Source organism: Nocardioides sp. URHA0020 (assembly GCF_000620705.1).
In the GTDB taxonomy this organism is placed as follows: Bacteria; Actinomycetota; Actinomycetes; order Propionibacteriales; family Nocardioidaceae; genus Nocardioides.
On sequence record NZ_KK211166.1, the window covers coordinates 658965 to 672450 of the forward strand.

The 13486-nt window shown below is 71.7% G+C and carries 11 protein-coding genes; 6 read left to right on the top strand and 5 right to left on the bottom strand.

Features of this window, described 5'->3' with window-relative positions; genetic code table 11:
* The first annotated feature begins 1 nt into the window (after position 1).
* Entirely contained in the window at positions 2-1264 is a 1263-nt protein-coding gene (locus N542_RS23845) for a polysaccharide pyruvyl transferase family protein (protein WP_051551484.1), read from the top strand.
* Between the two features lie 20 nt (positions 1265-1284).
* Here N542_RS23845 and N542_RS0107735 read toward each other — a convergent pair whose 3' ends face one another.
* Positions 1285-2346, bottom strand: a complete 1062-nt coding sequence (locus N542_RS0107735) for a LacI family DNA-binding transcriptional regulator (RefSeq protein WP_231482538.1) — start codon at positions 2344-2346, stop codon at positions 1285-1287.
* Positions 2347-2467: 121 nt separating this feature from the next.
* Between N542_RS0107735 and radA the strand changes: the two genes are divergently transcribed.
* Both radA and disA read left to right on the top strand, forming a co-directional pair.
* Positions 2468-3880, top strand: a complete 1413-nt coding sequence (gene radA / locus N542_RS0107740) for a DNA repair protein RadA (protein WP_028643442.1) — start codon at positions 2468-2470, stop codon at positions 3878-3880.
* Between the two features lie 109 nt (positions 3881-3989).
* On the top strand, positions 3990-5072 hold the full coding sequence (gene disA, locus N542_RS0107745) for a DNA integrity scanning diadenylate cyclase DisA (protein ID WP_081795059.1): 1083 nt from the start codon (positions 3990-3992) through the stop codon (positions 5070-5072).
* Positions 5073-5181: 109 nt separating this feature from the next.
* Here the strand turns inward: disA and N542_RS0107750 are convergent, their stop codons facing one another.
* Positions 5182-5982 (bottom strand): hypothetical protein, encoded by an 801-nt coding sequence (locus N542_RS0107750; protein WP_028643444.1) that lies wholly within the window; start codon positions 5980-5982, stop codon positions 5182-5184.
* 62 nt (positions 5983-6044) lie between these two features.
* On the opposite strand from N542_RS0107750, the gene N542_RS23850 reads away from it, so the two are divergent.
* Positions 6045-6911: an A/G-specific adenine glycosylase gene (locus N542_RS23850; RefSeq protein WP_036507013.1), complete on the top strand. Its 867-nt coding sequence runs from the start codon at positions 6045-6047 to the stop codon at positions 6909-6911.
* Between the two features lie 51 nt (positions 6912-6962).
* Here the strand turns inward: N542_RS23850 and N542_RS0107760 are convergent, their stop codons facing one another.
* A complete protein-coding gene (locus N542_RS0107760) occupies positions 6963-9542 on the bottom strand; it encodes an ATP-dependent Clp protease ATP-binding subunit (RefSeq protein WP_028643445.1) in 2580 nt (859 codons plus the stop codon).
* A gap of 262 nt (positions 9543-9804) precedes the next feature.
* Here N542_RS0107760 and N542_RS0107765 point away from each other — a divergent pair, with 262 nt between their 5' ends.
* Together N542_RS0107765 and N542_RS0107770 are read left to right on the top strand one after the other, a co-directional pair.
* Entirely contained in the window at positions 9805-10758 is a 954-nt protein-coding gene (locus N542_RS0107765) for a pentapeptide repeat-containing protein (protein WP_028643446.1), read from the top strand.
* 121 nt (positions 10759-10879) lie between these two features.
* Positions 10880-12226, top strand: a complete 1347-nt coding sequence (locus N542_RS0107770; protein ID WP_028643447.1) for a hypothetical protein — start codon at positions 10880-10882, stop codon at positions 12224-12226.
* A 67-nt stretch (positions 12227-12293) separates the two neighbouring features.
* On the opposite strand, the gene N542_RS0107775 is transcribed toward N542_RS0107770, so the two are convergent.
* Positions 12294-12629, bottom strand: a complete 336-nt coding sequence (locus tag N542_RS0107775; protein WP_028643448.1) for a histone-like nucleoid-structuring protein Lsr2 — start codon at positions 12627-12629, stop codon at positions 12294-12296.
* Positions 12630-12710: 81 nt separating this feature from the next.
* Entirely contained in the window at positions 12711-13484 is a 774-nt protein-coding gene (locus N542_RS0107780; RefSeq protein ID WP_028643449.1) for a type III pantothenate kinase, read from the bottom strand.
* Positions 13485-13486 lie beyond the last annotated feature (2 nt).

Below are 13486 nucleotides of genomic sequence, written 5' to 3' on the forward strand. Positions count from 1 at the left end.
TATGACCAACGTCTTCGTTCGCTCCTACCTCAGCGCGACCCAGCACCCCGACGCGCGGCGGGTCTTCGACGAGAACCTGATCGGCAACAACCTCGGGAACCTCCTCTACGCCTACGCCGCCGAGCGCCAGCTCTCCGCCAGCGGCAACACGATCATCGCACGGGCGACCCGCGGCAAGGCCCTGCAGCCGGAGTGGATGCAGGCGAAGGCCGACCACCTCGTGATCCCGCTGGCCAACGCCTTCCGGTGGAGCTTCCTCAAGCGCCTGGACGGACTCAGCGAGCTGATCGAGGGGCTCGACATCCCGGTCACGGTCCTCGGCGTGGGAGCCCAGGCCGGCGTGGACGGCGCGATCAAGCACGAGCACGGCGACGAGGTCGACGCCTCGGTGAAGCGGTTCGTCGCCGCCGTCCTGGAGCGCGGACCGTCCATCGGCGTGCGTGGCGAGTTCACGCGTGACTACCTGGTCTCACTGGGCTTCCCCGACGCCGCGGTCGACGTCATCGGGTGCCCGTCCCTCTTCCTGCGCGGCGACGACCTGACGCTGCACCCGCTGCCCGACCTCACGCCGGAGTCGCGGATCGCCCTCAACCTCTCGCCGTACGTCGCCGAGATGGGCCCGGTCATCCAGCACAACGCCGAGCGCTACCCGCGGCTCGACTACGTCGCACAGGACATCGACACCCTAGGGATGCTCCTCGGCGAGGAGTACACGGGCTCGCGCCGCAACGACCCGCTGCTGCCCACCGGGCCCCAGCACCCCCTGATCCAGGGCGGCCGCACCTGGATGGCCGTGAACCCGCCCACCTGGATGGAGGAGCTCGGCCGCTACGACTTCAGCTTCGGGACCCGGATCCACGGCAACATCGCCGCGCTCCTCGGGGGCACGCCGGCCTTCGTGCTGGCCCACGACTCCCGCACGCTGGAGCTCGCGCGCTACCACGAGATCCCGCACCTGGACCTCCGCTCCGTCGACGGCGCGGTCGTCGACGCGGCCACAATCGCCGCCGAGGCCGACTACGGGCCGGCCACGGCCAACCACGCGGAGCGGTTCCGCCGCTACGTGGCCTACCTCGACCGGCACCACCTGAAGCACGTCTTCGCCCCCGGCGAGAGCGGGGCGGACTTCGACGCAGCGGTCGCGGCCACGTCGTACCCGCCGGTCGTGCGCGCCGGACAGCCGCTGCCCCCGGCCCCGGCCGCCGAGTCGCCGTCCGCGTGGCGCCGGCTGCGCTCCAAGGTCGGCGCCTCGCTGCGCCGCTAGCCAGGCCGCTAGTCGGGCCGCTAGCTGGAGCCGCGGACGGCGAGCGTCGGCGCCAGCATCACGCCGGTGCCCCTGACCGGCGGGTGGGCGAGCAGACCCTCGAGCGCGGCGACGACCTCCACGGCCACCTCCTCCAGGGGCTGACGCACCGAGGTCAGCCCCGGCGACACCACCTGGGCGACCTGGGAGTCGTCGAAGCCGACCACGGCGACGTGCTCACCGGCGCGCAGGCCGCGGTCGCGCAGGGTGTGCAGGACCCCCATGGCCAGGGTGTCGGAGGCACAGACGAACGCGGACGGCTGCGCGCTGTCGAGCAGGTGGGCGCTGGCCTCGCGTCCCGAGGCGACGGTGTCCTCCACCCGTGAGGCGAGGCCGGTCGTGGGCAGCCCGCGCTCGTGCATGGCGCGGGTCCAGCCCGACCGGCGGTCCTCGCCGATGCGCGAGTCCTTGCGCCACCCGATCCAGGCGATCCGGTGGTGCCCCTTGTCCAGCAGGTGCCGGGTGCCGAGCTCGGTGCCGGCGGCCCCGTCCACGTCGACCCAGGAGTGCCGCGACCCGAGGCTCTCCCACGGCCGGCCGAAGGCGACGAACGGCGCCCGGCGCTCCTCCAGCCAGGCGGCCTGGGGGTTGCCGAGGTAGGTGTCGGTCACGACGAAGGCGTCGACCGCGGTGGAGCGCAGCAGGTCGTCGTACCCCGCCACCGGGTCGCGGCTGTCGCCGGAGAAGAGCAGCACGTGGTAGCCGGCCTCGCGGGAGGTCTCGACCAGGGAGTGCACGAAGCGGTCCATCGTCGCGTTGGCCGTGCCCTCCTGCGCCGCGCCGATCCGCATCCCGATGAGGTTCGACGACCGGGTGCGCAGGTTGCGCGCGGCGCGGTTGGGCGAGTAGCCGAGGGCGTCGATCGACTCCAGCACACGGGTGAGCGTGTCGGGTCGGAGCAGGTCGGGGTTGTTGACGGCGTTGGACACCGTCTGCCGCGAGACGCCCGCCCGCTCGGCCACGTCCGCGAGCGTCGGTGGGGTCGCGGACAGCGCCGGCCGGGCGTAGACGCGCCCGCCCTCGTGCTCGTCGCTCCGGGGCACCCACACCTCCTCGACCTGAAGGGGGCCGCTTGATCGATCCAATGACACCACACCCGACCGCCGTCCGACACGCGTCCTGCGCCGTACGGCGAGTGTCGGCGGCGCCGCCTAGCGTGTGCGCATGTCGAAAACCGCCCGCCCTGCCTATCGCTGCTCCGAGTGCGGATGGGAGACCGGCAAGTGGGTCGGCCGGTGCGGCGAGTGCCAGGCGTGGGGCTCAGTGGCCGAGGCGGCCGTGGTGCCGACGGGCCGCACGACGGCCGCCCCGGTGACCACGCCGGCGGTCCCGATCGGCCAGGTCTCGGTGAAGGAGTCGGCGTTCCGCTCCAGCGGGGTGCCGGAGCTCGACCGCGTGCTCGGCGGCGGCCTGGTGCCGGGCGCGGCGATCCTGCTGGCGGGCGAGCCCGGGGTCGGCAAGAGCACCCTGCTGCTCGAGGTGGCGGCCCAGACCGCCCGCTACCAGCGCCGCACGCTCTACGTCACCGGCGAGGAGTCCGCCTCGCAGGTGCGGCTGCGCGCCGACCGCACCGGTGGCGTCCACGACGAGCTCTTCCTGGCCGCCGAGACCGACCTGGGCGCGGTGCTCACGCACATCGAGCAGGTGCGGCCGGCGCTGCTGGTCGTCGACTCCGTCCAGACCATCGGCGCGTCCGGGATCGACGGCGTGCCGGGCGGCGTCACCCAGGTCAAGGAGGTCGCGGCCGCGCTCATCCGGGTGGCCAAGACCCGCAACATCACCACGGTCCTGGTCGGCCACGTCACCAAGGACGGCTCGATCGCCGGACCGCGGGTCCTGGAGCACCTCGTCGACGTGGTGCTCAACTTCGAGGGCGACCGCAACTCCCGCTTCCGGATGGTCCGCGCGATGAAGAACCGCTTCGGCCCGATCGACGAGGTCGGCTGCTTCGACCTCGGGGCCGACGGCATCAGCGCCGTCACCGACCCGACCGGGCTGTTCGTGGAGAACCACCACAGCCAGGTGCCGGGCACCTGCGTCGCGGTCTCGATGGAGGGCCGGCGGCCGATGCTGGCCGAGGTGCAGGCCCTGGTGACCCACAGCGCCGCGGAGCGGCCACGTCGTACGACGTCGGGGCTGGACTCCTCGCGGGTCGCGATGGTGATGGCGGTCCTCCACCAGCACTGCCAGATCCGGCTGCAGACGATGGACGTCTTCGCCTCGACGGTCGGCGGCGCGAAGATCGTCGAGCCGGCGAGCGACCTGGCGGTGGCCGTCGCGCTGGCGTCCGCGAGCCGCAACCTGCCCGCACCCCGCGGGATGGTCGCGATGGGCGAGATCGGGCTCGCCGGCGAGCTGCGCCGGGTGCGCGACCTCCCGCAGCGGCTGGCGGAGGCCGCCCGACTGGGCTTCCAGCTCGCCGTGGTGCCCAGCGAGCCGGGTCGCACGGGCCCGCGCTCGCCCGAGTCGTGGACGGTCGACGGGATGCGGGTGGTCGACGTCCCGGACGTCAAGGGGGCCCTGCGGCTGATCGACCTGGCGGCCGAGACGCGTGGCGACCGGCCGCGATCGGTCTGAGCGCGCGGCTGTGAGCATTCTGTGACCTCCGAGACGACGCGCACGCCCTAGACTGGGCGCGCGGGGTCGACGGATGCCGCCCGAGTCAGTCCAGGGGAGGAACGTCGCAGTGGCCATCGACCGCTCTGACGAGCAGCTGCGGCTGCGCGCGACACTGGCCACGATCGCTCCCGGCACGGCCCTGCGCGACGGCCTCGAGCGCATCCTGCGCGGCCGTACCGGCGCCCTGATCGTGATGGGCCACGACAAGGTCGTGGAGTCGATCGCCACCGGTGGCTTCCTGCTCGACGTGCCCTTCACCGCCACCGGGCTGCGCGAGCTGGCCAAGATGGACGGCGCGATCATCGTCGACAAGGACGTCACCCGGATCCTGCGGGCCGCGGTGCACCTGATGCCCGACCACACGATCCCCTCCGAGGAGACCGGCACCCGGCACCGCACCGCCGACCGCGTCGCCCGGCAGACCGGCTTCCCGGTGATCTCGGTGTCGCAGTCGATGCAGATCATCGCGGCGTACGTCGGCGAGACCCGCCACGTCCTCGAGGACGTCGGCCAGATCCTGTCGCGGGCCAACCAGGCGCTGGCCACCCTCGAGCGCTACAAGCTGCGACTCGACGAGGTCTCCAGCACGCTGTCGGCGCTGGAGATCGAGGACCTGGTGACGGTGCGTGACGTCGCCGTCGTCGCCCAGCGGCTCGAGATGGTCACCCGCATCGCCCGCGAGATCGAGGACTACGTGCTCGAGCTCGGCACCGACGGCCGGCTGTTGTCGCTGCAGCTCGAGGAGCTGATCACCGGCGTCGACATCGAGCGCGAGCTGGTCATCCGCGACTACCTGCCGGTCGGTCGCCGCTCCCGCACTCCCGAGTCCGTGCTCGCCCGGCTCGAGTCGCTCTCCTCGATCGAGCTGGTCGACCCGGCCGCCGCCGCCCGCGCGCTCAGCCTCGGCACGGGCGAGCACCTCGACGGCGCGGTCGCCCCGCGCGGCTACCGGCTGCTGGCCAAGGTGCCGCGGCTGCCGAGCACGGTCGTGGACCGCCTGGTCGAGCACTTCGGCACGCTGCAGAAGCTGCTCTCCGCCGGCATCGACGACCTGCAGGCCGTCGACGGGGTCGGCGAGCTGCGCGCCCGGAGCGTGCGCGAGGGACTCTCCCGCCTCGCCGAGTCGACGATCCTGGAGCGGTACGTCTGACGACGTGAGACCTGCCGGTCGACAGTGGTCGAGCCGGCGGCACGACGCCGGGACCAGGCAGTGACCGTCGCGACCTGCGTGTCGAGACCGGGTGCGCCGAGCAGCGAGCTCAGTGCGACGACGCCGTGCTCGACGGCTTCTTCGTCGCCTTCTTCGTGGCCTTCTTGGTCGCCTTCGCGGTCGGCTGCTGCCGGGGCGTCGCCGTCACGGTGACGGTCGCGGCGGTCGGCGTCCTCAGCTCGAACTGCAGGTCCGACGGCTCGCCCCCCAGCGCCGCCGCGGTCACGTGGTACCACCCCGGCAGCGCCCACTCCGTGCGCGGCGAGCAGTCCGCGTCCGAGCGCTTCGCCTGCTTCCAGACGACCTTGACGTTGGTGGTCGCGGCCTTGCGGACCACGACGTCGCCCTTCGGGATCGCCCGCTGGCAGGAGCGGGTGTTCCAGATCGCGTCCTTGCCGGAGGTGATCGAGACGGCCAGCGCGCTCGACGAGACCCGCCAGGTGCAGGCCTCCGCGGTCATCGTCCGCAGCTGGAGCACGAGCGTCACGTCGCGACCGGCGACGCCGTTGTCGACCTTGGGGGTGACCGCGATGTCCGAGCCGACGCACCTGCCCACCGGAGCGGCCAGGACCGGCGCCGCGCTGGTCGTCGGCGCGGTCGGCGTGACCTCCTTCGTGGGGCTGGCCGACGGCGACGCCGCGGCAGTCCCGAACGACCCGGACGACGCGGACGACGAGGGGGTGTCGGCGGAGAGTCGAGCGGCTGCGTCACCGTCGCCGGACGAGGCGTCGCTGCCGTCACCCAGCATCCGCGCGATGGCGAGGACGAGCAGGGCGGCGGTGCCGAGGACCATCAGCCGGCGGAACCAGTAGACCCGGGCCGGGTGCGGTCCGTGGGTCAGCGCAGGCATGCGGCCACGCTAGTCAGGGGGGAGCCGCCGATCGTGGTGCCACACCGACGACAATGGTCGCGATGAGTGCTCTGCATGCACCAGTGCTCCGCTGGTACGACGACCACGCGCGCGAGCTGCCCTGGCGTGGGCCCGAGGCCTCGGCGTGGTCGGTGATGGTCTCGGAGTTCATGCTCCAGCAGACCCCCGTCGCCCGGGTGCTCCCCGTTCACGAGGCGTGGCTCCGGCGGTGGCCGACCCCCGCGGACCTGGCCGCAGAGAGCACCGGCGAGGCCGTGCGCGCCTGGGGCCGGCTCGGCTACCCCCGGCGGGCGCTGCGCCTGCACGCAGCCGCCACCGTGATCGCCGAGCAGCACGACAACCAGGTGCCCTCGGCGTACGCCGACCTGATCGCACTGCCGGGGGTCGGCGACTACACCGCGGCGGCGATCGCGACCTTCGCCCACGGTCGGCGCCACGTCGTGCTCGACACCAACGTGCGGCGGGTCCTCGGCCGCGCCATCGGCGGCGTGGAGCTCCCGCCCGCCTCGATCACCAAGGCGGAGCGGGAGGAGGCGCTGGCGGTGCTGCCCGCCGACGAGCCGACCGCGGCGACCTGGTCCGTGGCGGTCATGGAGCTCGGCGCGCTGGTCTGCACGGCCAGCAGCCCGCGGTGCGGCGACTGCCCGGTCGCCGATCTCTGCGCCTGGCGGGCCGCCGGCCACCCGGCGTACGACGGCCCACCCCGCAAGGTGCAGACCTGGGCCGGCACCGACCGGCAGTGCCGCGGCCGGCTGCTGGCCGTCCTGCGCGACAGTGACGGGCCGGTGCACCGCTCCCGGCTGGACGCGGCCTGGTCCGACGAGGCGCAGCGCGCGCGGTGCGTGGCGAGCCTCATCGCGGACCGGCTGCTCGTCGTCGCCGGCCCGGACACCTACGCGCTCCCCTGAAATCGCCGAGTCGGCGCCAGCTTCCGTGAAGCTGGCGCCGACCCGGGTTGCTCAGATCTCGCGGGGCAGGTCCGTCCCGCTGTCGGAGTCGTCCGGACCCTCGAGCGGTGCCGCGCCCTCGCCCGCCACGATCTCGGCGGTCTCGAACGGCGGCAGGTCCGGCAGCTCGCCCATCTTCTGGCCGACGAAGGTGAAGGCGGCCGCGGGGCCCTCCCCCTCCACGTCGACCAGCACGATCTGGCCGGGGCCGACCTCACCGAAGAGCATCTTCTCGGCGAGCACGTCCTCGATCTCGCGCTGGATGGTGCGGCGCAGCGGCCGGGCACCCAGGACCGGGTCGAAGCCCCGCTCGGCGAGCAGGTTCTTCGCGGGCTGCGTCAGCTCGATCCGCATGTCGCGGTCGCGCATCCGCAGCTCGACCGAGGCGACCATGTTGTCGACCATGTGGACGATCTGCTCCTGCGTCAGCGGCGGGAACACGATGATCTCGTCGACGCGGTTGAGGAACTCCGGGCGGAAGTGCTGCTTGAGCTCCTCCGACACCTTCGCCTTCATCCGGTCGTAGGAGCCCGCGTCGCCACCCTGCTGGAAGCCGAGGTTGACGCCCTTGGAGATGTCCCGGGTGCCAAGGTTGGTCGTCATGATGATGACGGTGTTCTTGAAGTCGACGACCCGACCCTGCGAGTCGGTCAGGCGACCTTCCTCGAGGATCTGCAGCAGGCTGTTGAAGATGTCCGGGTGGGCCTTCTCGACCTCGTCGAAGAGCACCACGGAGAACGGCTTGCGGCGCACCTTCTCGGTGAGCTGGCCGCCCTCCTCGTAGCCGACGTAGCCGGGAGGCGAGCCGAAGAGCCGCGAGACGGTGTGCTTCTCGCCGAACTCCGACATGTCGAGCTGGATGAGGGAGTCCTCGTCGCCGAAGAGGAACTCGGCGAGCGTCTTGGACAGCCACGTCTTACCGACACCGGACGGACCGGCGAAGATGAACGAGCCGCCGGGGCGCTTGGGGTCCTTCATGCCGGCACGCGTACGACGGATCGCGCGGGAGATCGCCTTGACGGCCTCGTCCTGCCCGATGACCCGCTTGTGCAGCTCGTCCTCCATGTTGAGCAGTCGGGTCGACTCCTCCTCGGAGAGCTTCACGATCGGGATGCCGGTCGCCACGGCGAGGACCTCGGCGATGAGCTCCTCGTCGACCTCGGCCACCTCGTCCATGTCGCCCGCGCGCCACTGCTTCTCGCGCTCGGACTTCTTCAGGATGAGCTGCTTCTCCTCGTCGCGCAGACGAGCGGCGGCCTCGAAGTCCTGGCCGTCGATCGCGGCCTCCTTGCGCTGGCGGACCTCGCCGATCTTGTCGTCGTACTCGCGCAGGTCGGCGGGCGCCGTCATCCGGCGGATCCGCAGCCGCGAGCCGGCCTCGTCGATCAGGTCGATCGCCTTGTCCGGGAGGAACCGGTCGGAGATGTAGCGGTCGGCCAGCGTCGCGGCCGAGACCAGCGCCTCGTCGGTGATCGTGACGCGGTGGTGCGCCTCGTAGCGGTCCCGCAGACCCTTGAGCATCTCGATCGTGTGAGCGATCGACGGCTCGGCGACCTGGATCGGCTGGAAGCGACGCTCCAGCGCGGCGTCCTTCTCGAGGTACTTGCGGTACTCGTCGAGGGTGGTCGCACCGATGGTCTGCAGCTCGCCGCGGGCCAGCATCGGCTTGAGGATGCTGGCGGCGTCGATCGCGCCCTCAGCCGCACCGGCGCCGACGAGGGTGTGGATCTCGTCGATGAAGAGCACGATGTCGCCGCGGGTGCGGATCTCCTTGAGCACCTTCTTCAGGCGCTCCTCGAAGTCACCGCGGTAGCGGGAGCCCGCCACCAGCGCACCCAGGTCGAGGGTGTAGATCTGCTTGTCCTTCAGCGTCTCCGGGACGTTGCCCTTGACGATGTCCTGGGCCAGGCCCTCGACGATCGTCGTCTTGCCGACGCCGGGCTCACCGATCAGGACCGGGTTGTTCTTCGTGCGCCGAGACAGGATCTGCATGACCCGCTCGATCTCCTGCTCGCGACCGATGACCGGGTCGAGCTTGCCCTCGCGGGCGTCCTGGGTCAGGTTGCGGCCGAACTGGTCGAGGACCAGCGAGGACGACGGTGCGTCGCTCGTGGAGCCACCGGGCGCGGCGCCGGCACCGGACGCCTCCTTGCCCTGGAAGCCCGAGAGCAGCTGGATGACCTGCTGGCGGACCCGGTTGAGGTCGGCGCCGAGCTTCTGCAGCACCTGGGCGGCTACGCCCTCGCCCTCGCGGATCAGGCCGAGCAGGATGTGCTCCGTGCCGATGTAGGAGTGACCGAGCTGCAGCGCCTCGCGCAGGGACAGCTCGAGCACCTTCTTGGCACGCGGCGTGAAGGGAATGTGGCCACTGGGCGCCTGCTGGCCCTGGCCGATGATCTCCTCGACCTGGGCACGCACGGCCTCCAGCGAGATGTCGAGGCTCTCGAGCGCCTTCGCCGCGACCCCCTCGCCCTCGTGGATGAGGCCGAGCAGGATGTGCTCGGTGCCGATGTAGTTGTGGGAGAGCATGCGGGCCTCTTCCTGGGCCAGCACGACAACTCGTCGGGCTCGGTCTGTGAACCGCTCGAACATGCGCATCGCTCCTGATACTTCGTGGGGCCCTCCCGCGCCTGAGCGGAGGGGAGGGTACGAGACAACTAACCCCGCTGACAGCCTACGCGTTCCCGCACAGGCGCCAATGAAGTCCGCTGAGAGCGAACACGTCCAGACCAGCCCGGCCAGGTGGCGCCGCAGTAGCCCGTCTGCGTCACGCGGCGTCGGCCCGCGCGCCGCTACGTTGCGACCACGGACGGGTTCGTCCCGAGAGCCCGTCACTCCGGGCAGGGGTCCGCTCATGCTGAAACGCTCGTCCAACCACCTGGCGCTGGTCATCGCGCTGTGCGCGCTCTTCTTCGCGATGGGCGGCCCCGCCTGGGCCGCCGAGAAGATCAACGGCGGCGACATCAAGGCCTCGACGGTCACCGGCAAGCAGGTCAAGAACTCCTCGCTCGCCGGCGTCGACGTCAAGGACGGCTCGCTGGCCGCCGCCGACGTCAAGAACAGCTCGCTCACCGGCGCCGACGTCAAGGACTCCTCCCTGAGCGGCGCCGACCTCAAGAACGGGTCCGTCGGCAGGTCGGACCTGGCCCCGGGATCCGTCACGACGGGGAGCTTCGCCGGGTCTGCGGTCGCACCGGCGGCCGTGTCCGCCCAGTCCGCCGCGTCGGCGCAGGCGCTCCCGGGGGTGCAGCCCGGCGACTTCAGCGCCGCCGGCGGCACCGGCAGCACGGCGGGTGCCTTCAGCCTCGCGGTCGGCCGGCGCGCCCAGGCCGTCAACTCGGGCTCCTTCGTCTGGGCCGACGGCACCGACGCCGACTTCGCCTCGACCGCGGACAACCAGTTCGCGGTCCGCGCCGCCAACGGCTTCCTGATCGCCAACGACGCGGGCAACGGCGCGACCGTGCCGGTGGGCACCCGCTACCGCGACAACGCGGTGGTCGCCTGGGCCCGGGTGACGGCCAACGGGACGCTCGACAGCAACTTCAACGTCGGCTCGATCACCAGGCTCGGCACCGGGCACTACCACGTCCTGCTCAGCTCCTCGCTGCAGAGCGGCTTCAGCCTGATCCCGACGGTGACGCCCGAGGTCGACGAGGCCGTCGGCAACGTGCCGCCCACGGGTGCCGCCAACGTGCGGCTCGCGGCGACCAACCAGTTCGCGAGCGGCTCCACCTTCGACGTCTACCTCTACAACGGCAGCTTCGCCTCGGTCGACAACGACTTCCAGCTCGTCGTCACCGGCCGCTAGACGAGTCGCGCAGGGTCATCCTCGCGAGGGTGGCCCTGCGCCCCGTCAGCACTCTGAAAGGCCCTTGCAAGCGCACCACGCGACGCTCCTCCCGACCGCACCCCCGATCGAGGAGCCTCCTGTGCACCGAACCATCCGCGCCACCGCCGTCGCGGCCCTGATCACCGGCCTCACCACGGCCGCCGGCCTGACCTCCTCGGCGGGCGTCGCGTCCGCGGACCCGGTGGGGACCACCTGCTCCGGGGTGATCGAGGTCCACCAGTCCTCCGACCAGGCCCTGCTCGGCTACGTCCGCGCGCAGCTCAGCCAGTTCGGCACCTACGTGGTGATCGGCGACCACAACCAGGCCGCCACCGTGACGGCCACGCCGGCGTACGGCGCCGGCATCGACCTCGTGGTCGACGGTGCGCCCCAGGACACGCCCAACCTCGGCGCCGCGGTCGGCTTCACCATGGACGGGGACGGCCTGGCCGTCGGCAGCGAGAACTACGACTTCCTGGTCCAGACGGCGAGCACCCCGAAGGACGCGCCACCGCAGTCGGGCACCAACAGCAACACGAAGGCGACGAACGGCGCGACCAAGATCGAGTCGGCGATCTGGAGCATCGCACCCGACGGGGTGCTGACCGCCCAGTGGACCAACAGCGACGCGTCGCAGCCTGCGACCTCGATCGCCGTCGTGGACCACACCCTGGCACTGACCGGAGACCTCGCGGCCTTCACCTCGACGTACGGCGGCCAGGGCGTGTCCCTCGTCCTGGCACCCTCCGCCGGGGCCGATGCCTGCGGCAAGCAGACCCAGGCCGTCGGATTCACCTCGAGTCCGCTGGCACACCAGGTGGTCGGCTCGACGTACGCCGTCTCCGCGACCGGCGGCGGCTCCGGCAGCCCGGTCGTCTTCTCGTCGCTGACCGGCGGAGTCTGCACCGTCGCCGGCAGCGTCGTCAGCCTCACCGGCGCTGGGACGTGCACGGTCGCGGCCGACCAGGTCGGCAACGACGCCTACTTCGCCGCGCCCCGGGTCACCCGGTCGTTCACGGCGGTCATCGACCCGCAGATCGCGGCCAGGCTCACCAGCACGAAGCCCAGGTCGGCGGCCGGCTGGTATCGCGCCCCCGTCAGGGTGACCTTCCGCTGCACCATCGGATCGGCTGCCCTCACCGGGTCCTGCCCCGCCCACCTCACGCTGGCGAGGAGCAGCGGCGGCCGGGTCGTCACCGGGACCGTGACGGCCGGCGACGGCGGGAGCGCCACCACGAGCGTCGTGGTGCGCATCGACCGGATCAAGCCACGGCTGCGCATCGCCGGCGGCCACCGGGTGCGCTGCGTCGCGAGCGACGCGCTCTCGGGCGTCCGCGGGCACTGCACGCTGAAGCACCGCGACCTTTCCCACCACCGCGTCCGCTACACCGCGACCGTGACCGACCGCGCCGGCAACACCGCCCGCGTCGTCCGGACGCTCCGCTAGAGACGACGAGTCGGCGCCGTCCCACCCTGTCAGGGGCGCGACGACGCCGACTCGGCGATCGGGTCGCTCAATTCGCGGCGTCGTACGCCGAGCGCACCTCGGCGGAGACGCGACCGCGCTCGGGGACGTCGTAGCCGTTGCTCCGGGCCCAGTCGCGGATCTCCTTGGCGCTGGGGCCGTCGGTGGCGGCGCTGCCGGCGCTGGTCTTGCGGCCGCGACGCGGAGCCGCGCCGAGCTTGCGTGCGTGGCCGACGTAGCCGGACAGCGCGTCGCGCAGCTCGGCGGCGTTCTTGTCGTTCAGGTCGATCTCGTACGACGTGCCGTCGAGGCCGAACGTGACGGTCTCGGTGGCTTCACTGCCGTCGAGGTCGTCGACGAGAACAATGCTGACCTTCTGGGCCATTTCGAATTACCTCGTTCACGAAAGCGGAATTGTCACAATGATCATGCCACGCACTATCTGATTCTCGAACTCCAGCGGTTTTCAGCGATTGCGCGAAAAGACCAGCTCGAGCCCGCGCAGCGTCAACCACGGGTCGTGGTCGGTGAAGCTGCGGCATTCCTCGAGCACCAGGGGCGCGAGATAGCCGGTGGCGACGACGTGCACGTCCTGCGTCTCCACACCGAGCTCCTCGATCATCCGGGAGACGATTCCCTCGACCTGGCTGGCGACTCCGAAGACCATTCCCGCCTGCAGCGCCTCGACGGTGTTCTTGGCGATCACCGAGCGCGGCCGGAGCAATTCGACTTTGCGCAGCTGGGCGCCGCGCCGCCCGAGCGCCTCGAGCGAGATCTCGATACCGGGGGCGATAGCGCCGCCGACGTACTGGCCTTTTCCGGAGACCACGTCGAACGTCGTGGCGGTGCCGCCGAAATCGACGACAATCGCCGGCCCGCCGTAATCGTGCACGGCGGCGAGGGCATTGATGATGCGGTCCGTGCCGACCTCGCGCGGGTTGTCCATCAGCACCGGGATGCCGGTGCGCACGCCCGGCTCGACCACCAGGTGCGGCACGTCGGGGAACGCCTGGGGGAGCATGTCGCGCCACTCGTGCAGCACCGCCGGGACCGTCGAGCAGACCGCGACCCCGGTGACGTCGTCGAGGTCGTCGCCCAGCAGCCCGCGCAGCAGCACCGCCCACTCGTCGGAGGTGCGTCGCTCGTCGGTCGCCACCCGCCAGTCGGCGACCACCCGCCCGTCGGTGACGAGCCCCAGCACGGTGTGGCTGTTGCCGATGTCGGCCGCGAGCAGCGCCATCG